The sequence below is a fragment of the Vibrio sp. M60_M70 genome (assembly GCF_037162085.1).
Lineage (GTDB): Bacteria > Pseudomonadota > Gammaproteobacteria > Enterobacterales > Vibrionaceae > Vibrio > Vibrio diabolicus.
The window spans coordinates 172,797-198,197 of sequence record NZ_JARLUL010000001.1 but is presented as its reverse complement, the minus strand read 5'-3'; the positions used below and the strand labels follow the sequence as shown (position 1 = coordinate 198,197).

Below are 25,401 nucleotides of genomic sequence, written 5' to 3'. Positions count from 1 at the left end.
CCGTTAGTAGACACGTCTTAATTCGAAATTATCCGCTCATCAAGTTATTCATTTCTAACATTGGCATCAAGGTCGCCATCACAATGAACAACACTAATCCAGCCATTAATGCAATCAGCGCAGGAGTAAACACACCCAGAGCAATATTGACTGTTGATTCAAAGTTTTGATCTTGGTTATCGGCTGCCCGCGTCAACATGCTCTCTAATTCACCACTTTGCTCACCACTGGCGATCATGTGTAGCATCATTGGTGGAAACAAGCGGGTTTGGTCCAACGCCTTACGCAAACTAGCGCCCTCTCGAACGTTATCCGCTGCAAGCAACACTTGCTGCTTCACATAACGATTAGACATAACATCTACCGCAACGCGCATACCCTCTAGAATTGGAATCGCACTGGAAGTACAGATCGAAAGCGTTCGTGCGAATCGTGCGGTATTCAAACCTCGAGAGATCTTACCTATTAGCGGTAAGCTCAAGATTTTTCTGTCCCAAGCTAAGCGAAAGTCTGGCTTTTGCAACGCCAGTTTGAGGCCATAGAAAAGCACCACCAGCACAACGAAAATAATCAGCCCCCAATCTTGCACAAACTCACTGGCTGCCAGTAAAAATTGCGTCGATTGAGGTAACTCTTGGCCCATCTGAATGATGGGTTCAATGATTTTAGGAACCACTGTCGCCAATAAGAACGAAACGATGACAACCGCGAATACCACCAAAACTACAGGATAAATCATGGCTTGAAGCAATTTAGATCGCATCTTTTGGCGGTTTTCGACATAGTCTGCCAAACGCTCTAATACGGTATCGAGGTGACCTGATTTTTCACCCGCCGCAACCATGGAGCGGTACAGTTCATCAAACACGTGTGGGTAATCGGCAAAACTGTCGGCAAGCGGATAACCCTCAGTTACTTTCGAGCGAACCGCAGCCAACATAGAACGAATCCTCGGCTTTTCAGCCTGCTCAGAGACCGCACGCAAACACTCTTCCAAAGGCATTCCTGATTGGACTAGCGTAGACAATTGCCGTGTGATGAGTGCCAGCTCAGATGTCGAGATGCCGCGCTTAAAGCTGACTGAACCTGAAGACTTAGCCGATTTAGCTTTCGTCTCGACCACTTCAATCGGGATCATCCCTTGCTCTTTGAGTCGCTGGCGCACTTGTCGGGCGTTGTCCCCTTCTATCGTGCCTTTTTTATGCTTGCCTTTTGCATCTAGCGCTTTGTACTCAAATGCCGCCATTAGGTTTCCTTCGTCACTCGCATCACTTCTTCAAGTGACGTAATACCACGACGTACTTTGCTTAAACCATCACTGCGAATACTTGGCGTATGGGCGCGAACGGCTCTCTCAATTTCTTGTTCACCAGACTCTCGATGAATCAACTCTTGCACTTGCTCATCAACCATAATGAGCTCGTGGATACCTGTTCGACCTCGGTAGCCTTTTTGGTTACACGCTTCACAGCCTTTTGCTCGGTGCAGTTCTAACGGTTCATGCGCTTCCATACCAAACAGTTTTTTCTGTTCCGCATCGGCTTCATACGACTCTTTACAGCTTGGACAAAGCGTTCGAACCAAGCGCTGCGCTAGCACCCCTAATAACGAAGAAGAAATAAGGAATGGCTCAATACCCATATCACGTAGACGCGTAATCGCACCCACTGCGGTGTTGGTGTGGAGAGTAGACATTACCAAGTGACCCGTTAAGGACGCTTGCACTGCAATTTGTGCGGTTTCTAAGTCACGGATCTCACCGACCATCACCACATCCGGGTCCTGACGCAGAATGGCACGCAAGCCGCGCGCAAACGTCATATCGACCTTTGGGTTCACCTGAGTTTGACCGATGCCATCAATATCAAATTCGATCGGGTCTTCAACCGTTAGAATGTTGCGCTCGTTGCTATTGATCTCTTGCAAGCCAGCATACAAGGTGGTTGATTTACCAGAACCTGTCGGGCCCGTCACCAAGATGATACCGTGAGGGCGGCCAATCAAGTGACGGAAGTTGTCATGCACTGAAGGTGTCATGCCCAAACTATGTAAATCAAGACGAGTCGCGTTTTTATCCAACAAACGCATTACCACGCGCTCACCATGTGAGGACGGCATCGTAGATACACGCACGTCCACCGCACGACCACCGATACGCAACGAAATACGGCCATCTTGAGGCACACGCTTTTCTGCGATATCTAGTTTAGCCATAACCTTCACACGAGAAACTAGCAAAGGCGCTAGCTTACGGCTTGGAGTCAGGACTTCACGCAATACGCCATCGACACGGAAACGAATCGAAAGGGTTTTCTCGAACGTCTCAATATGAATATCCGACGCACCTTCTTTGATCGCTTCGCCCAACATGGCGTTGATCAATTTGATGATTGGCGCATCGTCTTCCGATTCTAATAAGTCTTCATCGTGCGGCAGTTCTTCAGCCAAAGAGAAGAAATCATCGCTATCAGCACCAATATCTTCCATCAACTGACGCGCTTCAGACGAGTCGCGTTGATATGCTTCAGTCAGCTTTTTATCAAAGGCTTCTTTATCGATAGGTTGCGGTACGAAGCTTTTCTTTAATACACGACGGACTTCAACCAGAGCCGCAGGGTTAAGCGGCTCGACATAGTAAAGAATAGGTGGACGCTCAGGATGCTCTGTCTCCAGCACCAGTTTAAAGCGGTTGGCAAAACTGAATGGCAGACGACGCATACTTGGCGCTGTGTCTAACATATCAACCATTAGTTGTTTTCCATTTGATCAATAAACGCTTGAATCTCTGTTGGGTGCTGACGCTCCTGGCCAAAGGCAGGCATAACCGGGATCTTCTCGTCTGCCATCAACTTCAACCCTTGATCCGCTTTATAAAGCTGTTCTGCGCGAATAAAGTTGTATTTACGCTGCGTAATACCGTCAGCCGTCACACCATCGCGAATAATCGTCGGCTTGATGAACACCATCAAGTTACGTTTTTCTGTTTGCGTGCTAGTTGACTTGAACAGGTGACCCAGTACCGGAATGTCACCCAATAGCGGCACTTTAGACTCACTTTCAAGTGCGCGTTCATCGACCAAACCACCAAGAACCAACATCTGACCATCTTGGATCATGACAGAGGTGTTTAACTGTCGTTTAGCAAAGCGAACGTCAACCGCACCGTTTGCGCCTAATACGTTGGAAACTTCTTGTTCAATGTTTAACTGTACAGAGTCACCTTCGTTAATTTGTGGCACTACTTTGAGTTTGATACCGACTTCTTTACGGTCAACCGTTTGGAATGGGTTGTCGTTGTTTGAGCCAGCCGTAGAGCCCGTAATAACCGGAACCTCTTCACCCACAATAAATGATGCTTCGCCATTATCCATTACGGTAATACTCGGAGAAGATAGAATGTTTGAGTTGGAGTCAGAAGCAACAGCACTAATTAGCGCTGTCCAGTCACCCATGACAATACTCATTGCCGCACCATTTACTCCGCTAAGTGCTGACGCTAGCGTAGAGTAGTCACCTGATTCAGTAACATCATATGGCGTTCGTTCGCCATTAGAGTTGGTATAGTATTCAGTTCGGGTTTGATCTTTTGCTTCTTCTAGCCCAACCATCACCTGACCAATCGGGGCTCCTGAGTTACCGTACTGAATTACAGCACCCGTTTCTAATGAACCCCACTGAACACCTAGGTTAATACCATCACCTTCAGACATTTCGACAATTAACGCTTCAATAAGAACCTGAGCACGACGAATATCGAGTTGAGAAATGACGTCTTGTAATGCCATCATAATATCTGGTGGCGCTGTTAAAACTAACGAGTTAGTTGCAGCGTGAGCAGCAATGACGACCTCACCACGCGATGCACCTGATGTTTTCTGACCGGCTTGTTTTTCAGCTTGCAGGTTATCGGAAACACCTTTCAATACATCCACCAAATCTTCAGCTTTCGCATTTTTCAGGTACACAACTCGGTTGTTACCTTTTGTCGCCATTTCAACATCAAGTTGACGAATCAAACGTTTCAAGCGGGCTCTTACTTTTGGATCACCAGAAATTAAAATCGCGTTAGTACGTTCATCGGCCACAATTTTAGGTTCAAGGAACTCTGGCGTGCTTTTCTGATTCGCACTTTTATTCAGTGCTTCAACAATGCGTACCATTTCAGCAGCAGATGCATTACGCAGCTCTACCAATTCAATTTCTTTATCACCGGCTTGGTCAACACGCTTGATGATCTCTGCTAAGCGATTCACTACTGCCGCACGACCTGTGATCAAGATAATATTCGCTGGATCATAATGAACCACGTTACCGGCACCGGCGTTATCAATCAGCTGACGAAGTAGAGGAGACAACTCTCGAACCGACACATTACGCACCGCGACAACTCGAGTGATAACACTATCGCCTTGCGCGCTGCCATCACCTAACACAGGGATTGCTGAGGTTTTTGAGTCTTTTGCTTTGATAACCTTAAGTACCCCATTGTCCATTTCTACGACTGCGTAACCGTATACTTCAAGGACATTAAGGAAAAAGCTGTAGTATTGCTCTTCGTTAAGAACGTCATAGCTGCGGACATCGATTTTACCGCGTACTGAAGGATCAACAATGATGGTCTTTTCGAGGTTACGACCAACTATGTTGATGAATTCTTGAATATCAGTGCCTTTAAAGCTCGCACTAAATTCGTTTGCCATTGCACCTGGTACGCAGAGTAAACTTCCTGCTAGTAGCCAAGCACTTTTGCTGAACCAATGTTTCACGTATGTCTCCCTGAACTTACGCCGGTTGCCTAAGTCTTACAATTGGATATAGATATCGTACTGTTGGCCGTCTCGCTCAACAGTTAAATTTAATTCTTGCGGATCGCTCATCACTTGCATCAGTTGTACTGAAGAAGACGGGTCACTTAAATCGATCCCGTTCAGTTGAACCGCAATATCGCCAGGTTGTAGCCCTACATCATTAAATAATGCGGCATCACGACCAGGTGATACTCGATAACCAACAATGTCTCCGTCTTTTTTGACGGGTGAAATGGTGATGTATTTAAAAACGCTTTGTGGATCTTTCGCAATTTCCTCGCGGATTTGCTCTAATTTCTCTCCAACGTCAGACGTCGCTGCTTCTGCTCGCTGAGCTTGCGCCCTAGCTACCTGCGGCGATTCAGATAGCTTCTTATATTCTATACCTTCCATCATTAAGGTCTCGTCTCGACCTTGGTTATCAATGATGACGCGATCCACCAATACCGCTTTTAGTGTCGCACGTGTCCCTTCGATTTCTTCACCCAAACCGTACGTAGCTTGCTTACCTCGGTTAGCAATAACAGCAAGGCTGGTGTTGGCATCACTACTTGCAACCGCACCGACCAGCGTAAGGTTAAGGCGCGTCTTAGGGGCGTCTTTAACAATAGGCTGTTCTACAACCGCCGCTTTTTGCTCAGTGTATTTACCGAATAGGTTGGCATTCTGAAGGGCATTAAAATCTATCGCGTCGCCTTTATTGCTCGCAGCAACGCTACTCGCCGATGGACGCCATTGCGGCACTTCCGACGATTGAGGTATGGCTAACCACACAATTTTGCCAAGTATCCATCCGGTTATCGCAATAAACAGACAGGTGAGCAACAAGCTAAGTTTGGCTTGAATTGTATAATTATTGGACTTGATCTGAGCCAGTAGCGGTCTGCTTGATAATCCTGCACTTAGCTCTAAACGTTTCACTGAATGGATTCCTTTATTCTAACGTTCGTCATTTAAGCTATAACAATAGCTATCGACTTTAAATTGCTAAATTTGCAATAAAATTATTACTCAACAAAGAGCAGTGAACTATATCACAAGTTGTCTTTCATACCTTTTTCTTATGCAGTTTTTGCCAACTCCCTTGAAAAAAATACGCCTTGACTCCATCTGTAGGTGAATAATCCATCACTCATTGCCATATTCGGGCAGTGATTAGATAGCGTAGTGTTCTATGAGTTCCCTAAATGAAGCCGTTAGGCTAGATAAATGGCTATGGGCCGCAAGATTTTATAAAACCCGCTCTATCGCTCGTAACATGGTCGATGGTGGTAAAGTCCACTATAATGGCCAACGAAGCAAACCGAGTAAAATCGTTGAAGTGGGCGCCGAAGTAAGACTTCGTCAAGGCAACGAAGAAAAAACGGTGATCATCGAAAAAATTTCTGATCAACGCCGAGGCGCTCCCATCGCACAGACCTTGTATCGCGAAACTAATGAAAGTATAGCGAAACGTGAGGAACACGCGACTCAACGTAAGCTTAATGCCCACAACCCAAGTCCAGAACGCCGCCCAGATAAAAAGCAGCGCAGAGACATCATTAAGTTCAAACACCAATAAAAGCCGGAATTACCAACGAGGAAAGCACTCCATGGCAAATAATGTTTTAAACCGCTACCTATTCGAAGATCTTTCAGTACGTGGCGAGTTGGTACAATTGGATGAAGCGTACCAACGTGTTATCTCCAGCAAGGAATATCCGGCAGCAATAGAGAAACTGCTGGGTGAGCTACTCGTTTCAACCACTCTTTTAACTGCCACTCTTAAGTTCGAAGGCTCAATCACCATTCAGCTACAAGGCGACGGCCCTGTATCTCTTGCCGTTATCAACGGTGACCACAAGCAACGCGTTCGTGGCGTGGCTCGCTGGGAAGGCGATATTGCCGATGATGCAAGCCTCCACGATCTCATGGGCAAAGGTTACCTCGTTATCACTATCGAACCGAAAAACGGTGAGCGTTACCAAGGTGTCGTTGGATTAGAAGGTGATACTCTAGCCGACGTACTAGAAGGCTACTTTGCAAACTCAGAGCAGCTAAAAACGCGTCTATGGATCCGCACGGGCGAGCACGAAGGTAAAGCACACGCAGCAGGTATGTTGATTCAAGTAATCCCTGATGGCACTGGTTCACCAGATGATTTCGAGCATCTAGAGCAACTGACTGACACGGTAAAAGATGAAGAGCTATTTGGTCTAGAAGCTAACGAACTACTATACCGCCTATATAACCAAGACAAAGTGCGCCTTTACGAACCGCAACCTGTCGAATTCCATTGTGGCTGTTCTCGTGATCGTAGTGGTGCCGCTATCATCACCGTTGAGAAAGCTGAAATTTATGACATTTTGGCTGAAGTAGGATCCGTTTCTTTACATTGTGATTACTGTGGCACGACCTATACGTTCGACGAAGCAGAAGTCACCGAACTATATGCACAAGCTTCTGCGGACAAGAAAACACTTCATTAATTTACATAGCTTATCAAGCACGTAATTTACCCTACAAAATGCCAGCTTAATGCTGGCATTTTTGTGATCTACCCCTCGTAATGCCTCGCTTCAAGCGTAATAAAACAACTGCTTAATTTTAAACAATTAATAATGATTTTGCCCTAGCGCAAAGGATTGCGTGCACGATAAACTATTCCCACCAATATGTGACGGGTTACCTAAAACCTTATTGAAATCATGGATAAATTTTGAGCTATCTCCCTGTTTTCTCCCCGCCCCGTTGCTAGCATGGTGAGCAGATTAAAATTAAAACATTCTTACAAAATCCCTACAAAAATCCTTATAAGGAGCACCTATGACCGTTATGGAACATACTAAGGCTGCAACACTTGATCTAACCAAGCACGGACTGCATAACGTTAAAGAGGTTATTCGCAACCCTAGCTACGAAATGTTGTTTGAGGAAGAAACGCGTGAAGACCTAACTGGTTATGAGCGTGGCGTGGTTACTGAACTAGGTGCGGTTGCCGTTGACACTGGCATCTTTACTGGTCGCTCACCAAAAGATAAATACATCGTCAAAGACGCTACGACAGAAGAGCATATGTGGTGGACGTCTGATCAAGTAAAAAATGACAACAAACCAATCACTCCAGAAGTGTGGGACGAGCTGAAAGAACTGGTCACAAACCAGCTTTCTAACAAACGTTTGTTTGTTGTTGACGGTTACTGTGGTGCAAACCCAGATACGCGTTTGAGCATTCGTGTTATCACGGAAGTCGCATGGCAAGCGCACTTCGTTAAAAACATGTTTATCCGCCCAACGGAAGAAGAATTGGCAACATTTGAACCAGACTTCGTGGTAATGAATGGCGCAAAATGCACTAACCCAAAGTGGGAAGAGCAAGGTCTGAACTCAGAAAACTTCACCGTATTTAACCTAACCGAGCGCATGCAACTTATCGGTGGTACTTGGTACGGCGGTGAGATGAAGAAAGGCATGTTCGCAATGATGAACTACTTCCTTCCATTAAAAGACATCGCATCAATGCACTGTAGCGCTAACATGGGTAAAGACGGCGACGTAGCGGTATTCTTTGGTCTCTCTGGTACGGGTAAAACCACACTATCAACTGACCCTAAACGTGCGCTAATTGGTGATGATGAGCACGGTTGGGATGATGACGGCGTTTTCAACTTCGAAGGTGGTTGTTACGCGAAAACCATCAAGCTATCGAAAGAAGCGGAGCCGGACATCTACAACGCAATTCGCCGTGATGCACTGCTAGAAAACGTAACGGTACGTAGCGATGGCTCTATTGACTTTGATGATGGTTCGAAAACAGAAAACACTCGTGTTTCTTACCCTATCTACCATATCGACAACATTGTTAAGCCAGTATCAAAAGGCGGTCACGCGAATAAAGTGATCTTCCTATCGGCGGACGCATTTGGTGTGCTACCTCCAGTGTCTAAATTGACACCTGAGCAAACGAAGTACCACTTCCTATCTGGCTTTACTGCAAAACTGGCAGGAACAGAGCGTGGTATTACTGAGCCAACGCCAACCTTCTCTGCATGTTTTGGCGCAGCGTTCCTAACGCTTCACCCAACTAAATACGCAGAAGTACTGGTTAAACGTATGGAAGCAGCAGGCGCTGAGGCTTACCTAGTGAACACAGGTTGGAACGGCACTGGCAAACGTATCTCGATTCAAGATACGCGCGGCATCATTGATGCGATTCTTGATGGTTCGATTGAAGATGCACCAACTAAGCACATCCCTATCTTCAATCTTGAAGTACCGACTTCACTACCAGGTGTGGATCCAAGCATTCTAGACCCTCGTGACACGTACGTTGATCCACTTCAGTGGGAAAGCAAAGCGAAAGACTTGGCTGAACGCTTTATCAATAACTTTGATAAATACACGGACAATGCGGAAGGTAAATCTCTGGTTGCCGCTGGCCCTCAGATTGATTGAGTCGAGTAACAACGACGTCGCGTAAACCACAGTGATAAGTGGGCAGCCACTTATCACTTTTACGTAGACCAAGTTACAAAAAACCGCTTCAAGCCCCTCTTTTGAGGGGCTTTTTATTGAATACCGCAGAATATTGATACAAGCTAAAGCCTATCTAGCTTTATTTAATAGCAAACGTAGGTTCTAGCAGGGATGAAAACAGCGCGTCGAGTTCTAATTCTGTTACTGGTTATCTTAGTTGCCATTCCGGCCACTACGATTGTGCTGTTAACAACATCTTACGCCGATGCAACTTGGCGTCTGCTATCAAACAGCATTTCCTTGCCCTTTCAAGCAGAAAGCGTGCGTTACGATTTTCCCTACCACCTAACTTTACAGGGTGTGAACACAAGCGTAGACGACGGATCTTACATCGAGCAAGTCGATTTATGGATGAATCCCGATGTTTATCGCGATGGTAAATGGATCGTTGATAGCTTATTGATTGATGGACTTAATTTGCAGTATGGCGCGCCAAAGCTCCCGCCTTTAGATAACGTTTTATTCCATCAAATCGCGCTCAAAAATATTGATTACGCCGACGAGCAGTTTTCTGGTAATGGCATTGACCTTCAAATTCAATCACCACAATGGAATGGCCAGTTGATACCATATGGCGAGGTTCAACTTGCAGCCGACCAGATCTATTGGAATGGCGAAGCCTTTAATCAGGTCTTGGTCGACATGGACTACAAACCGCAAGACAGTACGCTCTATGGCACCTCATTTAACTGGCGTAACAGTCAAATTTCAGGGCAAGGCGAGCAGTATCCACAAGGCTGGTCTTTAGTGAATGTGACCATCAATAAGTTGCAACTCAATTATATCCAGCTCCAATCACTGCTTGCTAAGCCTTGGCAAGCAATGCCATTCCAGATTAATCACATTAATAGCTTAGACTTACTGAACGCCGATATTAAATGGGGCGATTGGCACTGGCAAAACTTAGAGCTCTCCGTAGAAAACGCCACACTGCCACTGTCTCCCTGGGAGACAACGGCTCAAGTTTCATTGCAGGCGGATAGCGTCCAATTCCAACAGCAAACCGCAATAGAGCCGCGTTTAAGTGCTGTTATAGAGCCTGGAAAAATCCAGCTCAACGATCTCAGCTTAGATTGGCAGCAAGGTCGTGTGCAGGTCTCTGGGGTGTTCACTCCAACGCAATGGCAACTCGAAGAAGCCTCCATTCAAGGCCTCAAGTGGGCAATACAACCTGAAGATAACCAAAACTGGTGGCACGCCGCCATCAGTAAGTTAGATCATGTCACAATCCAACGACTCGACATCGAGCGCAGCCAAATCATTCAGCTATCTCACGAACCTTATTGGCAGTTCTCCGGTTTAAACATCGAAGGGCAGCAGCTTGATCTTAAACAGGTCAATCAACGTTGGGGCCTTTGGCATGGCGATCTGGAAGCTAGCGTTGTCAACGCCAGTTATAACCAAGTGCTCACGTCTCATGCTGCACTTGCCATGCAAAGTGAGAATGGCTTTTGGAAACTGACACGCCTTTTTGCACCACTCGAGCAAGGCTACGTAGAAGGCATCGGACAGATAGACCTAAGTACTCTGAGCCAGCCTTGGGCACTCAACCTCAATGCCGATGGCATTCCCTTATCACTCTTCCACGATTATTTACCCGACACACTGGCTATTGATGGTTTTTCCGATCTCAGCCTCGCTCTACAAGGATTATCAGGTGATCGCAACATGCTGGCCTACAGCTTATCGGGTGAAGTGGAAGCCAACCTACGAGATACCCGTTTTAAATCCCAAGCGAATCATTCGCTCAAAGCCATTACCTTAAGTCCGCTGCGTTTAAGCGCGCAACGAGGGAAAGTCGCCATAGAACCAGTCACCATTTCAGGGAAAGCTATGAGTGGTAGGGTTTGGGGCGAGTTTGATATGGCCAACAACCCGCTAAATGGCATTGTTTATCAATGGAAGGACTCGTGCGGGAGCGTTGAAGGCGATCTACTCAGTGGCGAAATCCATCATAATGAATGTTTAAAAGCACCAGCACCAAAAGCACCGGCTGATGTTGAAAGCACTCCACAAACAAGTGAATCAGCCATTGAGCAGCCAACTGCGATCGATAACATCAATGTGGAGATTCAAGAGGAAGAGCTTTCCGAAGAAATTGTCGAAGAAGACGAAGCATCTGTCACTGATCCCACTGCAGAGGAACACATCCTCCCACCGACAGAGCAAGAAAGCGAAAAGAATAAGCGCCCTACAGATCAGTAAGGCGCCCTCTCATTAACAACTGAGTAATTGCGAATAGTTCGGTATCAGCATATAGGTACCAACAAAATCTACGGCTGGCGTGTCGCCACTATAAATCACCACGTGAATGACGATGCGTGCTTTGCGCCCTGACTCCAATCGATCTAGGTCACCACTGATCCCATCCAACGAAGTGCTCGCCACAGGGTTTTGCTCGACTGGTTGACGATAACGAATCGAACTGTCGGCCAACACAATATCACCATGCAGACCGCGCTCTTTAAGCAGCAGCCACGTCATACCCCACCCCGTCAAGGTGGCTAAAGTAAAAGCCGACCCCGCAAACATGGTGTTATGCGGATTAAGGTTCGGATTAAGTTGCGCGCAGCATTCAAACTGGTAACCCGTGTACTGGTTAATTTTTATCCCCATTTTGTCGCTAATTGGGATCTGTTGCTCCCAGCGCTGCTGAAGTTCAGTGCACCATTCTGGGCGACGCAACACATTCGCCATCGGATCCAATGGTTTCACCATTTGCTGGTGACGCACAGGACCGCGCTCGTCGGTCAGTTCACCGCGACGCTCAAAGCCATTTTTCTCGTAAAAGGCGATGGCATCTTCACGGGCATTACACACCAAGCGCTTCGCCCCTTCTTGGCGTGCTAACGACTCTAGCGCGACCAGAACCAGCGAGCCCATCCCCTTACTGCGGCGATTATTTTTAACCGCCATATAGCGGATTTGGCCATCATTATCCGGCGTAATGTATAAACGACCGATCGCCATAGGACGACCTCGGCCATCAACAATCATACGGTGATGGCTCATTTCATCGTATTCATCGCGTTCAGAGCCAATTGGCATACGCCATGGCTCACGAAGCAGTTGCCAGCGAAACTGATAATACTTGTTTATCTGATTATCGGTTTTGGGAGTAATGAGTTTGAACATATCAATCCTTTGAAAGCACAACACTAATAAATGTCGGGAAAATCACTCCAAGCCAATTCCATGAGCTTGGAGTTAAAGCTTAGACCATGGCACTGGTGTTACCAGACTAGACCTGCAACCAAAACGTCACCGGACCGTCATTCACTAAGGACACTTTCATATCGGCAGCGAAGCGGCCACGCTGTGTGGGTAAAACTTGTTCACACAAATCAGAAAAGTAATCATACAAGCGCTCAGCATCAGCAGGATGCGCACCGCGAGAAAAGCCAGCACGAGTGCCTTTTTTTGTATCCGCAGGTAACGTAAATTGAGAAACCACCAGCACTTTGCCTTCTACCTGTTTGACGTTCAGGTTCATCTTACCTTCATCATCTTCGAACACGCGGTAGGTCGTAACACGCTCCATCAAGCGTTTTGCTTTGGCCTCATCGTCGTCTTTCTCTACCCCTAATAAGACCAGCAGACCACGATCAATTTCCCCTACGACTTCACCATCCACACGGACGGCAGCTTCACTGACTCGTTGAATTAGCGCTATCACTACTCTCGCTTCCTTCATCTGTTAACTGAGATTCAGCGGTCGAGTGTATCATGTCTAAATCTTCACTCCAGTGCTCTCGCTCACCAAGCGCAGCTGTGACTTCCGCACCCAATAACACGATCATCCAGCATAAATACACCCAAACAAACAAGATAGGAATCGCGGCTAACGCGCCGTAAATGAGCTGATAAGAGGGGAACTGCGTGATGTAGAGTGCAAAGCCCTTTTTACTTAATTCGAACAGTATCGCAGCGACTGCTGCCCCCATCGCGCCATGAGCCAGGTGCACTTTTTTATTCGGCACCAGAATATACAAGCCAAGGAAAGCGAAAAAAGACAACAACAGCGGTAACCAACGTAAAAACAGATTGAACGCACCAGATAATGTCTCGTTCTCTAAAATTTGCAGTGAGGTCACATACGATGTCGCCGCGATACTCGCACCGACCATGATCGGCCCTAACGTGAGTACCATCCAATACATAGAGAATGAAAAGACTAAACGGCGCTTATCTTTAACTCGCCAAATGTAGTTTAAGTTCTTATCAATGTTCGAAATCAGCATGACTGCAGCAATGAATAAAAACCCACCGCCAACCGCGCTCATTTTGCCCGTATTCGCCACAAATTCCTGCAATGCCGTATGTACAGCTTCCCCAGATGCCGGAACAAAATTCTCAATAATGTAGCCTTGCAACACCTCACCGACGTTCGCAAAAACGGGAAATTTCGACAATATTGATAACAATACCGTCAGCATTGGCACGATGGATAACAAGGTAATGTAGGCAAGATAGCCCGCGTTCACATTGACGCGATCATGCGTTAATCGCTTAAGAAGATACTTAAAAAACGCGACGCAACTTGGCAGTAGATTGATTAATCTTGCCTTGTAACTCTCTGATAACTGGTTCATAGTTCATCCCATAATAAGGGTCTGTTGACCTTTTGAGCTGATTTTTGCAGCAGTTTGTGGGTTCTTTATACAAGGCAGAGGCTTTGAATTGTAGTTAACCTACCAGAGAAGCCGATAACGCAGTAGAAAGAAACCACAAGCGCTGCCCGAAGGGTTCGTCTAGAAGCGTTTTACTCTTTGTTGAGAGGCGTTTTGCTTAGAATGACTATGCTACAACCCTCTCGCCGCGATTAAAACGCTTTTATATCGAACAAAAAACAACCACAAAAGGTCGACAGACCCTATTGTCGAGGACATAAGAATGCCTTATTTATTAGCAATTGTACTATCAATTTTCACTTTAACAGGGTGTCAATCTGCTTATTACTCAGCGATGGAGCAAGTTGGGTACCATAAACGAGATATTATGGTCGACCGCGTTGAAGATGCCAAAGAATCTCAACAAGATGCACAAGAAGAATTCACCAGTGCACTTGAAGCCTTATCTGCGATCACTAATTTTGATGGTGGTGAGCTAGAAAGTGTCTACAACAAAATCAATGACAAGTACGAAGACAGCGAAAAAGCGGCGCAAGACGTTCGTGACCGCATTGCTGCGATTGAAGACGTTTCCGGCGCACTGTTTGATGAATGGCAAGACGAACTAGAGCTGTACTCGAGCGCGAAATTGCGCCGCTCAAGCGAGCAAAAGCTACGTGAAACCAAAGCCTCGTATAAAACCATGCTTAGCGCAATGAAGCGTGCAGAGAAAAAGATGACGCCGGTACTAAATACACTGCGCGACAACACGTTGTACTTGAAACACAACCTTAACGCCAGTGCAATTGGCTCTCTACAAGGTGAGTTTTCTAGTCTAGAGAAAGACATTCAGTTTGCCATCAAACAGATGAACGAAGCGATTGCAGAGTCTGATAAATTCCTGCAAAAGCTCAATCAAAAGTAAATGATTCAAACCTCCTCCTAGCGAGGAGGTTTTAGTCTGTGACCTCACCAACTAAACCGATGACTCTTCGAACAAAGCCTACTCGTTCTAGCACACTGCCCCATGGCACTTCGACCACTTCGTAACCCAACTCAGCATAGATATCCACTAAGGATTGATGAATCTCCAATGCTTCTTCAAAGCTGTGTGGACGCACTTCATCTTGCACGTAAATGGATGCTTCAGGTCGACAAGTAAACACCTGACTATGGTACCCAGCACTTTCGGTTAAGAAAACTTGGTCAACCTTACAACCGCCCACTTGTAAGTAAGCAATGATGTCTGGGATGGCGCGATCAACAAACGCAACGTCATGACAACGCGCATCATTCTTTTGCTTGCTCATCAAGTCGAGACACAATTGAGCAAACTCAGGCAAATTCGTCCACGGCAAAATACCGTCGTCTAACTGGCTTTGCTGTTCAATCAGCGTACGAGAGCTCTCTGCAAACGTCGCATACCCTTGCCGCTCTAATGCATTCAGTAGGGTGGTTTTCCCCGCACCTGGGCCACCAGTAATCACAATTGGCTTCATGCTGATATGTTCATTCTCTAGATACAAAAAACCCTGAGCATAACTCAGGGCTTCTTCTTAATTGAATCGCTTAACGAAAATTATTTCGCGCCACGAGAAGCACGTTTACGATCGCTTTCCGTTAGGAATTTCTTACGGATACGGATGCTTTCAGGTGTTACTTCTACTAGCTCGTCGTCATCGATGAACTCAAGCGCTTGCTCTAGTGTCATGATGATTGGCGGAGTTAGAACCTGTGCGTCATCTGTACCAGATGCACGAACGTTGGTTAGCTGCTTACCTTTCAGTGCGTTTACTGTTAGGTCGTTGTCGCGGCTGTGAATACCGATAACCATGCCTTCGTAAACTTCCACACCGTGACCGATAAATAGACGACCACGTTCTTGAAGGTTGAACAGTGCGTTAGTTAGCGCTTTACCCGCAGCGTTAGCAATCAGAACACCGTTGATACGCTGACCGATGTTACCGCCTTTGTGTGGGCCGTAGTGGTCAAACGTATGGTATAGAAGACCAGAACCAGAAGTCAGTGTCATGAATTCCGTTTGGAAGCCGATCAGACCACGAGATGGCATGATGAAGTCCATACGTACACGGCCTTTACCGTCTGGAGCCATATCTTTCAGCTCACCTTTACGTAGGCCGATATTCTCCATGATACCGCCTTGGTGCTCTTCCATTACGTCGATAGTTACCGTTTCAAACGGTTCCATTAGCTGACCATCTTCTTCTTTGATGATTACTTCTGGACGAGATACGGCAAGCTCGAAGCCTTCACGACGCATGTTTTCGATCAGGATAGACAGGTGAAGCTCACCACGGCCTGATACGCGGAATTTGTCTGGATCGTCTGTTTGTTCAACGCGCAGTGCAACGTTGTGTACCAGTTCCTTCTCTAGACGCTCAAGGATGTTACGTGAAGTGACGAACTTACCTTCTTTACCAGCGAATGGAGACGTGTTTACTTGGAACGTCATGGTTACTGTTGGTTCATCAACAGACAGTGCTGGTAGTGCTTCTACTGCGTTTTGTGCACAGATAGTGTCAGAGATTTTAAGCTCGCCAAGACCAGTGATTGCAATGATATCACCCGCGTTAGCTTGCTCAACTTCGTGACGCTCTAGGCCTAGGTAGCCCATTACTGTGCCCACTTTACCGTTGCGAGTTTTGCCGTCTGCACCAACAACCGTTACTTGCTGGTTTGGCTTAACGCTACCACGAGTTACACGGCCAACGCCGATAACGCCAACGTAAGAGCTGTAATCCAACTGAGAGATTTGCATCTGTAGTGGACCATCTAGGTCAACTTCTGGTGCAGCTACTTCGCCAACAATAGTTTCGAATAGCGGTTCCATGTTCTCGCCAGTTTCGCCTTCTTCTAGAGAAGCCCAACCGTTAAGAGCAGAAGCGTAAACCACTTTAAAGTCTAACTGTTCGTCAGAAGCACCTAGGTTGTCGAATAGGTCGAACACTTGGTCCATAACCCAATCAGGACGTGCGCCAGGGCGGTCAATCTTGTTGATAACAACGATTGGTTTTAGACCATGAGCAAACGCTTTTTGTGTTACGAAACGCGTTTGAGGCATTGGACCATCAACCGCGTCAACGATAAGTAGTACAGAGTCTACCATCGACATGATACGTTCAACTTCGCCACCGAAGTCCGCGTGTCCCGGGGTATCTACGATGTTGATACGGTAATCGTTCCAGTCGATTGCTGTGTTTTTAGCAAGAATGGTAATACCGCGCTCTTTCTCGATGTCGTTCGAGTCCATGACTCGCTCTTCAGCTTCACCGCGAGACTCAAGCGTGCCTGATTGTTGTAGCAGCTTGTCAACCAACGTGGTTTTACCGTGGTCAACGTGCGCGATGATCGCGATATTTCTTAATTTATCAATCTGTGGAGTAGCCATGGATATTGATTCACTTAGATAGATGAAATGCCCCCACGCTGAGAACGGGTGCTCTCTGGCGACATTTGCTGATTAAAAAAACGGCCATAATGTACCAGATTTTAGCAAAAAGCCTAGAAATATGTGATCTACTCCCGAGCATTTCTGCGATTTTTACGCTTAATGCCCATTTTCTTCCTCAGAACGAATTGATTAAACGCAACTTTATTCCAATCGATGCATAATTCAAATTGACTCTTGCTCAAAAACTGGGCTGAATAAGCAATGCGCCTGTCACATTATGGTGCAATAATGATTTTTCGCACCACAATGGTGCGAGTAAAGATCATTTTGGTGCAATCATCTGCACCAAGCTAGCGCCAAAAAACACAATTGCTTGAAATTAATGGAATATTTTTTTGGCACGGTTTTGGCTTTAGTTAAAACAGCATCGATTAATGAAAAGTCAAATTGATTAATCAATGCCAGGTTTCATGAATAATTCATAAATCGAGCTTTTACCGCTTATTAACACTGGAGGTTATCCAAGATGTCAGTAGAAAACGTTCTATCGCTGATCCAAGAAAACGAAGTTAAGTTTGTTGACCTACGCTTCACTGATACAAAAGGTAAAGAGCAGCACATTTCGATCCCTGCTCACCAAATCGACGCAGACTTCTTCGAAGAAGGTAAAATGTTCGATGGTTCATCAGTTGCTGGCTGGAAAGGTATCAACGAATCAGACATGGTAATGATGCCTGACGCATCTTCTGCTGTGCTTGACCCATTCACGGAAGACGCAACACTAAACATCCGTTGTGACATCTTAGAGCCGGCAACAATGCAAGGCTACGACCGTGACCCACGTTCTATCGCAAAACGCGCTGAAGACTTCATGCGCTCTACTGGCGTTGCAGATACTGTACTTATCGGTCCTGAGCCAGAATTCTTCCTATTTGACGACGTGAAGTTCGCGACTGACATGTCAGGCTCTTTCTTCAAGATCGATGACGTAGAAGCAGCATGGAACACAGGTTCTGATTACGAAGAAGGTAACAAAGGTCACCGTCCAGGCGTTAAAGGTGGTTACTTCCCTGTAGCTCCAGTGGATTCATCTCAAGATATCCGTTCTGCTATGTGTCTAGTAATGGAAGAGATGGGTCTTGTTGTTGAAGCACACCACCACGAAGTGGCAACAGCGGGTCAAAACGAAATCGCAACTCGTTTCAACACGCTAACAACCAAAGCTGACGAAATCCAAATCTACAAGTACGTTGTACACAACGTTGCTCACGCGTTTGGTAAAACAGCGACGTTCATGCCTAAACCACTTGTTGGTGACAACGGTAGCGGTATGCACGTTCACCAATCTCTAGCGAAAGATGGTGTAAACCTATTTGCTGGTGACAAGTACGGCGGTCTATCTGAAATGGCGCTTTACTACATTGGCGGTATCATCAAACACGCTCGTGCAATCAACGCATTTGCTAACCCATCAACAAACTCGTACAAACGTCTTGTACCAGGCTTCGAAGCGCCAGTTATGCTTGCTTACTCTGCACGTAACCGCTCTGCTTCTATCCGTATCCCTGTGGTACCAAGCCCGAAAGCACGTCGTATCGAAGTTCGTTTCGGTGACCCAGCGGCTAACCCATACCTATGCTTTGCATCAATGCTAATGGCTGGTCTTGACGGTATTAAGAACAAGATCCACCCAGGCGAAGCAATGGATAAAGACCTTTACGATCTACCAGCAGAAGAAGCAGCAGAAATCCCAACGGTTGCATACTCACTGAAAGACGCACTAGCAGAGCTAGATGCTGATCGTGAATTCCTAACAGCGGGTGGTGTATTCTCTGACGACTTCATCGACTCTTACATCGAGCTGAAATCTCAGGACGTAGAGCGCGTGAACATGACAACTCACCCAGTTGAGTTCGAACTTTACTACTCTGTATAAGGTCGACACTGTGTAAAATGTAAACACAGCAACAAAATATTAGGCTCGCCTCGCAGGCGGGCCTTTTTTGTATTCGTCAGTCAAGATTCGACGTTTAACATGAGGGGATAATAAAAATACGCTTGGACTTTTTACCTTGTAGGTCAAAGAGCTAAGCCATTGAAACGTGAAATCATCGATCAAAAGAAGGTGAGCAATGAAAGTTCAGCTTATTCCATCGCTATGTGCTCTCAGCGGATTGTTAATCGCCTCCATCGCATCAGCGCAGGTTGCTTATACATGGGTAGATAAAAATGGCGTGGTTCATTTTAGTGATACGCCAAACCAAGGTGCAAAAGCTATCGCGCTGCCAAACCTTGAAGCCAGCGCACCAGCTCCTAAGGTAGAAAGCACGGAATCACTCGCCCCTCAGACCAAGCTATCTAAAGAGCCACAAGACAAGCCGGAAAAGAAAACCGATAAACCTCTCCCATTAAAGCTCTCGATGCTGACTCCTCAACATAACGAAACCATCCGCAGCAACCGAGGCATCATCAATATTCAACTGGAAACCAATCGCAAGCTTGGTATCGGCGAACAGTTGCAACTGCTGCTCGACGGAAAACCTTATGGTGCGCCACAAAGCCATATGATGTGGCAGTTAAACAATATTGACCGAGGCACCCACACACTGGCCGTGCACGCGAAAAGAAGCGGCAAGCTTATTGCATCTACTAGCCCTATAACGGTGCATTTACATAGAGCAAGTGTTAAGCCGACCGTAAAAGGGGCAAAATAGAATATCTGGTGAAAAAAATAGCATCACTGCGGTGCTTTTCACTTTTTCTTCTGAGATTTATTCGCCATACTTAACGTTCAATTGCACCATTATTGTGCAACGCACAATCTTAAAGCAAAACAAGGACGTAATGTGGATACCAGTCTTCCTAGTGCCATTCTCAATAACATGGTGACAGCAACGCTGATTCTTGATGATGGATTGGCTATCCGTTATGCCAATCCGGCTGCCGAGTTGCTGTTTTCTCAAAGCGCGAAACGTATTGTTGAACAATCGCTTTCTCAATTGATTCAACATGCGTCGCTGGATCTCGCGCTGCTCACTCAACCACTGCAAAGTGGCCAAAGCATCACCGACAGTGACGTCACTTTCGTAGTTGATGGCCGCCCCTTAATGCTAGAGGTGACAGTTAGCCCAATCACTTGGCAAAAGCAGTTGATGCTTCTGGTTGAGATGCGCAAAATTGATCAACAGCGCCGACTCTCTCAAGAACTGAACCAGCACGCCCAACAACAAGCCGCGAAACTGTTAGTCCGAGGGCTTGCACATGAGATCAAAAACCCGCTAGGTGGATTACGTGGTGCAGCGCAATTGCTAGAAAAAATGCTGCCAGAGCCTTCTCTCACCGAGTATACGCACATCATTATTGAGCAAGCCGACCGTTTAAGAGCGCTCGTTGATCGATTACTCGGGCCACAAAAGCCAGGTAAGAAGACACAAGAAAACTTGCATCAAATTCTGGAAAAGGTTCGCCAGTTGGTTGAACTAGAATCGCAACGTTCAATCGTGATTGAACGCGATTACGACCCGAGCTTGCCAGAAATTTTGATGGATGCGGACCAAATCGAACAGGCGATGCTTAATATCGTCAGTAATGCAGCGCAAATTCTTAGCCATCAAGAACACGGTAAAATCACCATTCGCACCAGAACGGTGCATCAAGCTAATATTCACGGCAAACGCTGTAAACTCGCTGCGCGTGTCGAAATCACAGACAACGGCCCAGGCATTCCACCGGAATTACAAGACACGCTGTTCTATCCCATGGTCAGTGGCCGCGAGGGAGGAACTGGCTTAGGGCTGTCTATTTCACAAAATTTGATCGACCAGCACAATGGAAAAATAGACGTAGAAAGCTGGCCTGGTCACACAACATTTACTATTTATTTGCCGATCTGATTGCACTAATGGACTTCAAGTCGCATCAGTTTTTCGGTTTGCTGCAAGGATTACTACATGAGTAAAGGATATGTTTGGGTCGTTGATGACGACAGTTCCATTCGCTGGGTGATGGAGAAAACGCTCTCCTCTGCCAACATAAAATGCGAAACCTATGCCGATGGGGAAAGCGTTTTGATGGCGCTCGAACGCGAAGTACCAGATGTGCTGGTATCAGACATTCGCATGCCGGGCATTGATGGATTAGAGCTGCTAAAACAAGTACAGCGCGATTACCCAGACCTTCCCGTGATTATCATGACCGCCCACTCAGATTTGGATGCGGCAGTGAATGCGTACCAAAAAGGCGCCTTTGAATACTTACCAAAACCTTTTGATATCGATGAAACCTTAACTCTGGTTGAACGAGCGATTGCGCACAGTCACGAAAATAAACGTGAGCAACTCTCTCCAGAAGACATTCCTGCGGAAACGCCAGAAATCATCGGTGAAGCGCCAGCCATGCAAGAAGTATTTCGCGCCATTGGTCGTCTTTCTCGCTCCTCAATTTCAGTATTGATTAACGGTGAATCGGGCACGGGTAAAGAGCTTGTTGCTCATGCGTTGCACCGCCATAGTCCTCGCGCCAACAAACCTTTTATTGCACTCAATATGGCGGCGATTCCCAAAGATCTGATTGAGTCAGAGTTGTTTGGTCATGAAAAAGGGGCATTTACCGGGGCGAACAATGTTCGTCAGGGTCGATTCGAACAAGCCAATGGCGGCACCCTATTTTTAGACGAAATCGGTGACATGCCGTTAGATATTCAAACCCGTTTGCTGCGTGTTCTGGCCGACGGACAGTTTTATCGAGTGGGCGGTCACTCCCCAATCAGCGTCGACGTAAGGATTGTCGCGGCAACACACCAGAATTTAGAAAAGCTGGTGCATGAAGGCGATTTCCGTGAAGACTTATTCCATCGCTTGAACGTGATTCGAGTGCAGATTCCGGCATTGCGTGAACGTAAGCAGGACATCGAAAAACTTACGCAGCATTTTCTTATCCGAGCGGCTGATGAGCTGGGGGTCGAAACCAAAACTCTGCATCCGTCGACCGTTGAAATTCTTAACCGCCTTGATTGGCCGGGCAACGTGCGTCAATTAGAGAATATTTGCCGTTGGTTAACCGTCATGGCCAGTGGTAGCGAGGTATTGCCAAACGACTTACCAAGCGAACTGCTCGAAGAGAAAAATCCATTTCGGACTCTGAGCATGGCAGCTGGCAAGAACAATTGGCGGATTGGGCACGTCAATCACTCGCGGCAGGAGATAAAGAACTGCTTTCTTATGCTTTACCAGAATTTGAGCGCATTTTATTAGAGGCCGCTTTGGAGCACACTAAAGGTCACAAGCAAGATGCCGCTAAAGTATTAGGCTGGGGGCGAAACACGCTTACCAGAAAATTAAAAGAATTGTACTGACAATCACTTACGTGGTGCGTTAACAACGAGAGTCGTTTGTCACTCGATATTAACGAAAATATCAGTACAATTGTGGCGCACCACCATCTATGTGATTAGGCAATGTCTACTGCTACGACTCAAATTACACTGCGTACCGCTGTTCTCATTCCATTTGTCATGATCTTCTTACTGGCGATCGGTGTCATTGTCTACGTCCAAAAACAAAGCTACGAAGAAGTGGTCACAGATATCAGCGACAAACAACTTTCCGTGTTAACCGAAAGTGTCCACGACCACCTTAATAGCTATCTGCGCAAGCCGTTTACTGCAGTTATGGCTCTCGCACATAACGTCAGCTATCACAACCTTTATCACCCTCACGACACCTCAGATATTCAAAGCTACCTGCTGAGTGCATTCAAAAACCTTTACCAATCGATACCGCAGTTGGATGTCATCGCATTTGGTTCAGAAAGCGGTGACTTTGCCGGGTTCCGCCGCGAGCTTTCCGACGATTACACCTTAATGGTTCAAGATCGATATACCGATGGTGATCTGATTATTTATGGCACCAACCATGTGAGTAATAGCATTCGAACGGTTATCTCTCCATACGATCCTCGCACTCGCCCATGGTATACGCCCGTCGCAGAGACTCAAACCTCGATGTGGTCTGAGATTTATACGAATGCCGATGAACGCCAGGATATTACGCTGTCAGCCATGACACCGGTGTATAAACACGACCAATTTGCTGGCGTGTTGGTGACAGACATTCGCATCAACACATTTAACGAATTTCTACGTGAGTTAAAATACAACACCAAAGCTTCGGTCTACATCATGGACCCAGAGCATCGTTTAATCGCTCACTCAGGCCCGGGAAGCGTTATCTCATGGGGCACAAAGTTTTCTGATAAAGGGCAGCGTTTGTTTGCGGCTGAAAACGCAGATCCGATCATCAAAATCAGTGCGAGCCGCGTTCGGTCGTTTGATCTCAACAATACTAAGCAACCTTACACCTTTTCATTTGAGCATGACGGCCAACGTATTTTCAGCCGACTAACCCCATACCGAGATCAAAACGGTTTAACATGGTTTATTGGCACCTCTATATCTGAATCCGAGTTGCTGGGTACATTGCCGAAAAGCCAACAAAAGAGTTGGCTGGTCGGGTTTATCGTTAGCTTATTTGGTATCGCCATCAGTTGGATCATTTTCAACCGAGTCACCAGACCGATTAACGCGACGGCCGACGCCGCCCAACACCTTGCGAATGGCGATTGGGACAGCAGTATGCCAAAACCTGGTTATGTGTATGAGACAACGGTACTTGTGCATGCCTTTAATGAGATGACGAGTAACCTCAGGGCCTCATTTAAAGCGTTGCGTGAGCAGTTGGTTTATGACTCTCTGACACGCTTATACAGTCGTCAGGGCTTGGTCGAAATCTGTGAGAACCAATCTCACCTGTGCCACGGCAGTTTATTTTTACTTGGTATCAACAAATTTAGAGATATCAACGACAGTGTGGGTCATCATAACGGTGATCAACTGTTGGTCAGCATCGCAGAAAGGCTAAAACAAGAGTTTAGTGATAACGCGTTACTGGCTCGGATTGGCGGTGATGAGTTCGCAGTGTTTCTCTCAAACGCCGATACTGAAGCCAAAGTTAAACAAACCGAGCGTCGATTACAGCAACTCTTCTCCACCCCATTTATGGTGGAAGGTGAGAATGTAGTGATGAAGATTTCACTTGGCATTGTGCAAACCCAACCAAATGAAACCATGCCGCTGTGGCTTCGCAACGCCAGCATCGCATTAAGCTACGCCAAGCAAGACTCACTGACCGGTGTCTGTCATTACAGCCCTGAACTGGCAAGCGCTTCAAAGTTCCGCACCCAAATGCTGACTAAGATTCAAACTGGCATCGAAAACCAAGAGTTTGTCCCTCATTATCAACCTATTGTGGATCTCGCTAGTGGTAATGTGTGTGGCGCAGAAGCGCTGGCGCGCTGGCACAGTGACTCAGGAATGGTGTCACCATTAGATTTTATTCCAATCGCAGAAGAAAGCGGCATGATCAAAGCCATTGGCCAACAAATTCTGTTACAAGCTTGCCGCGATACATACCAAGCCATTCAAAGTAATCAGTGGCCATCAGACTTCCAACTGCATGTGAACATCTCCGTTAATCAACTGTCCTGCCCTGATTTTGTCGATACGGTGACCAACGTATTGGATATCACAAAATTACCCGCCAGTAACCTAACACTGGAGATCACCGAGTCGCGCATTATTGATAGCGCACCAACCACACTGGAAAATATGACCAAACTGCGTGATATGGGGATTGGTATCGCGATCGATGATTTCGGTACCGGTTACTCATCACTGGGTTATCTTCACTCACTGCCATTTACTTGTTTGAAGATTGATCGCACCTTCATCAATCAACTCACGCAAGAAAACTTAGACAGTTCGGTCGTTGCTGCGGTCATCAATATCACCGCGGGCCTCAAAACCAATGTCGTCGCAGAAGGCGTAGAGGATAGCAATCAAGCACAATTACTACGCTCTTTAGGCTGCAACCAAGTGCAAGGCTTCTATTACAGCCGTCCAATGCCACTAGAAGAATGGCCAACACATTTGGTTAACATGAAGTAGAAAAGAGCGAGAATCGTTGATTTCCTAGTCATCCTCTACTGACAATCTACCTAA

Annotated in this window: 20 protein-coding genes; 11 read left to right on the top strand and 9 right to left on the bottom strand. The window is 46.4% G+C overall.

The window, feature by feature from the left end:
* Window positions 1-28: 28 nt before the first annotated feature.
* Genes gspF through gspC form a run of 4 tightly spaced genes read right to left on the bottom strand, consistent with a single transcriptional unit; the run spans window position 29 to window position 5,729 of the window.
* Window positions 29-1,246 carry a type II secretion system inner membrane protein GspF gene (gene gspF / locus P4S59_RS00925; protein ID WP_033905910.1) on the bottom strand — a complete coding sequence of 406 codons (1,218 nt, stop codon included), beginning with the start codon at window positions 1,244-1,246 and terminating at the stop codon, window positions 29-31.
* Entirely contained in the window at window positions 1,246-2,748 is a 1,503-nt protein-coding gene (gene gspE / locus P4S59_RS00920; RefSeq protein WP_033905909.1) for a type II secretion system ATPase GspE, read from the bottom strand. Before gspE ends, gspF begins: the two co-directional genes overlap by 1 nt.
* Window positions 2,748-4,766 (bottom strand): type II secretion system secretin GspD, encoded by a 2,019-nt coding sequence (gene gspD, locus P4S59_RS00915; RefSeq protein WP_005379295.1) that lies wholly within the window; start codon window positions 4,764-4,766, stop codon window positions 2,748-2,750. Before gspD ends, gspE begins: the two co-directional genes overlap by 1 nt.
* Before the next feature lie 36 nt (window positions 4,767-4,802).
* On the bottom strand, window positions 4,803-5,729 hold the full coding sequence (gspC, locus tag P4S59_RS00910) for a type II secretion system protein GspC (protein ID WP_337167878.1): 927 nt from the start codon (window positions 5,727-5,729) through the stop codon (window positions 4,803-4,805).
* Window positions 5,730-5,982: 253 nt separating this feature from the next.
* On the opposite strand from gspC, the gene hslR reads away from it, so the two are divergent.
* The 4 genes from hslR to P4S59_RS00890 all read left to right on the top strand — a co-directional run bounded on the left by hslR (window position 5,983) and on the right by P4S59_RS00890 (window position 11,528).
* Window positions 5,983-6,369, top strand: coding sequence for a ribosome-associated heat shock protein Hsp15 (gene hslR, locus P4S59_RS00905; protein ID WP_031780440.1), 387 nt, complete (start codon window positions 5,983-5,985; stop codon window positions 6,367-6,369).
* A 31-nt stretch (window positions 6,370-6,400) separates the two neighbouring features.
* Window positions 6,401-7,276: an Hsp33 family molecular chaperone HslO gene (hslO, locus tag P4S59_RS00900; RefSeq protein WP_046874147.1), complete on the top strand. Its 876-nt coding sequence runs from the start codon at window positions 6,401-6,403 to the stop codon at window positions 7,274-7,276.
* Window positions 7,277-7,613: 337 nt separating this feature from the next.
* Window positions 7,614-9,242: a phosphoenolpyruvate carboxykinase (ATP) gene (pckA, locus tag P4S59_RS00895; protein WP_005395000.1), complete on the top strand. Its 1,629-nt coding sequence runs from the start codon at window positions 7,614-7,616 to the stop codon at window positions 9,240-9,242.
* A 192-nt stretch (window positions 9,243-9,434) separates the two neighbouring features.
* Window positions 9,435-11,528, top strand: coding sequence for an AsmA family protein (locus P4S59_RS00890; protein WP_337167877.1), 2,094 nt, complete (start codon window positions 9,435-9,437; stop codon window positions 11,526-11,528).
* A 12-nt stretch (window positions 11,529-11,540) separates the two neighbouring features.
* Here the strand turns inward: P4S59_RS00890 and P4S59_RS00885 are convergent, their stop codons facing one another.
* The 3 genes from P4S59_RS00885 to P4S59_RS00875 form a co-directional block, all read right to left on the bottom strand.
* Window positions 11,541-12,458: a bifunctional GNAT family N-acetyltransferase/hotdog fold thioesterase gene (locus P4S59_RS00885; RefSeq protein ID WP_005395003.1), complete on the bottom strand. Its 918-nt coding sequence runs from the start codon at window positions 12,456-12,458 to the stop codon at window positions 11,541-11,543.
* A 106-nt stretch (window positions 12,459-12,564) separates the two neighbouring features.
* Window positions 12,565-12,999, bottom strand: coding sequence for a D-aminoacyl-tRNA deacylase (gene dtd, locus P4S59_RS00880; RefSeq protein ID WP_012841223.1), 435 nt, complete (start codon window positions 12,997-12,999; stop codon window positions 12,565-12,567).
* Window positions 12,971-13,915, bottom strand: coding sequence for a virulence factor BrkB family protein (locus P4S59_RS00875; RefSeq protein WP_005379281.1), 945 nt, complete (start codon window positions 13,913-13,915; stop codon window positions 12,971-12,973). The genes dtd and P4S59_RS00875 overlap by 29 nt, the downstream gene beginning before the upstream one ends.
* Window positions 13,916-14,216: 301 nt before the next feature.
* Here P4S59_RS00875 and P4S59_RS00870 point away from each other — a divergent pair, with 301 nt between their 5' ends.
* Complete coding sequence (locus P4S59_RS00870) at window positions 14,217-14,858, top strand: DUF2959 domain-containing protein (protein ID WP_031780441.1); 642 nt, start codon at window positions 14,217-14,219, stop codon at window positions 14,856-14,858.
* Window positions 14,859-14,889: 31 nt separating this feature from the next.
* On the opposite strand, the gene P4S59_RS00865 is transcribed toward P4S59_RS00870, so the two are convergent.
* Complete coding sequence (locus P4S59_RS00865; RefSeq protein ID WP_337167876.1) at window positions 14,890-15,432, bottom strand: AAA family ATPase; 543 nt, start codon at window positions 15,430-15,432, stop codon at window positions 14,890-14,892.
* 80 nt (window positions 15,433-15,512) lie between these two features.
* On the bottom strand, window positions 15,513-17,342 hold the full coding sequence (typA, locus tag P4S59_RS00860; RefSeq protein ID WP_046874152.1) for a translational GTPase TypA: 1,830 nt from the start codon (window positions 17,340-17,342) through the stop codon (window positions 15,513-15,515).
* A 529-nt stretch (window positions 17,343-17,871) separates the two neighbouring features.
* Between typA and glnA the strand changes: the two genes are divergently transcribed.
* The 6 genes from glnA (at window position 17,872) to P4S59_RS00835 (ending at window position 25,347) form a co-directional block, all read left to right on the top strand.
* Complete coding sequence (gene glnA, locus P4S59_RS00855; RefSeq protein ID WP_005395023.1) at window positions 17,872-19,281, top strand: glutamate--ammonia ligase; 1,410 nt, start codon at window positions 17,872-17,874, stop codon at window positions 19,279-19,281.
* A gap of 196 nt (window positions 19,282-19,477) precedes the next feature.
* Window positions 19,478-20,059, top strand: a complete 582-nt coding sequence (locus tag P4S59_RS00850) for a DUF4124 domain-containing protein (protein WP_337167875.1) — start codon at window positions 19,478-19,480, stop codon at window positions 20,057-20,059.
* 132 nt (window positions 20,060-20,191) lie between these two features.
* Entirely contained in the window at window positions 20,192-21,238 is a 1,047-nt protein-coding gene (glnL, locus tag P4S59_RS00845) for a nitrogen regulation protein NR(II) (protein WP_005395035.1), read from the top strand.
* Between the two features lie 57 nt (window positions 21,239-21,295).
* Window positions 21,296-22,597, top strand: a complete 1,302-nt coding sequence (gene glnG / locus P4S59_RS00840) for a nitrogen regulation protein NR(I) (protein WP_337167874.1) — start codon at window positions 21,296-21,298, stop codon at window positions 22,595-22,597.
* Window positions 22,510-22,698: a helix-turn-helix domain-containing protein gene (locus tag P4S59_RS24360; RefSeq protein ID WP_443089036.1), complete on the top strand. Its 189-nt coding sequence runs from the start codon at window positions 22,510-22,512 to the stop codon at window positions 22,696-22,698. Before glnG ends, P4S59_RS24360 begins: the two co-directional genes overlap by 88 nt.
* A 102-nt stretch (window positions 22,699-22,800) precedes the next feature.
* Entirely contained in the window at window positions 22,801-25,347 is a 2,547-nt protein-coding gene (locus tag P4S59_RS00835; RefSeq protein WP_005395037.1) for a bifunctional diguanylate cyclase/phosphodiesterase, read from the top strand.
* The last annotated feature ends 54 nt before the right edge of the window (window positions 25,348-25,401 follow it).

What these genes read in the sequence shown, in the direction of transcription:
- gspF (WP_033905910.1), bottom strand. Translation starts at nt 1,246, where the DNA reads ATGGCGGCATTTGAGTACAAAGCGCTAGATGCAAAAGGCAAGCATAAA.
- gspE (WP_033905909.1), bottom strand. Translation starts at nt 2,748, where the DNA reads ATGGTTGATATGTTAGACACAGCGCCAAGTATGCGTCGTCTGCCATTC.
- hslR (WP_031780440.1), top strand. Translation starts at nt 5,983, where the DNA reads ATGAGTTCCCTAAATGAAGCCGTTAGGCTAGATAAATGGCTATGGGCC.
- typA (WP_046874152.1), bottom strand. Translation starts at nt 17,342, where the DNA reads ATGGCTACTCCACAGATTGATAAATTAAGAAATATCGCGATCATCGCG.
- P4S59_RS00865 (WP_337167876.1), bottom strand. Translation starts at nt 15,432, where the DNA reads ATGAAGCCAATTGTGATTACTGGTGGCCCAGGTGCGGGGAAAACCACC.
- pckA (WP_005395000.1), top strand. Translation starts at nt 7,614, where the DNA reads ATGACCGTTATGGAACATACTAAGGCTGCAACACTTGATCTAACCAAG.
- glnG (WP_337167874.1), top strand. Translation starts at nt 21,296, where the DNA reads ATGAGTAAAGGATATGTTTGGGTCGTTGATGACGACAGTTCCATTCGC.
- P4S59_RS00885 (WP_005395003.1), bottom strand. Translation starts at nt 12,458, where the DNA reads ATGTTCAAACTCATTACTCCCAAAACCGATAATCAGATAAACAAGTAT.
- P4S59_RS00850 (WP_337167875.1), top strand. Translation starts at nt 19,478, where the DNA reads ATGAAAGTTCAGCTTATTCCATCGCTATGTGCTCTCAGCGGATTGTTA.
- P4S59_RS00835 (WP_005395037.1), top strand. Translation starts at nt 22,801, where the DNA reads ATGTCTACTGCTACGACTCAAATTACACTGCGTACCGCTGTTCTCATT.
- P4S59_RS00890 (WP_337167877.1), top strand. Translation starts at nt 9,435, where the DNA reads ATGAAAACAGCGCGTCGAGTTCTAATTCTGTTACTGGTTATCTTAGTT.
- glnA (WP_005395023.1), top strand. Translation starts at nt 17,872, where the DNA reads ATGTCAGTAGAAAACGTTCTATCGCTGATCCAAGAAAACGAAGTTAAG.
- P4S59_RS00875 (WP_005379281.1), bottom strand. Translation starts at nt 13,915, where the DNA reads ATGAACCAGTTATCAGAGAGTTACAAGGCAAGATTAATCAATCTACTG.
- hslO (WP_046874147.1), top strand. Translation starts at nt 6,401, where the DNA reads ATGGCAAATAATGTTTTAAACCGCTACCTATTCGAAGATCTTTCAGTA.
- P4S59_RS00870 (WP_031780441.1), top strand. Translation starts at nt 14,217, where the DNA reads ATGCCTTATTTATTAGCAATTGTACTATCAATTTTCACTTTAACAGGG.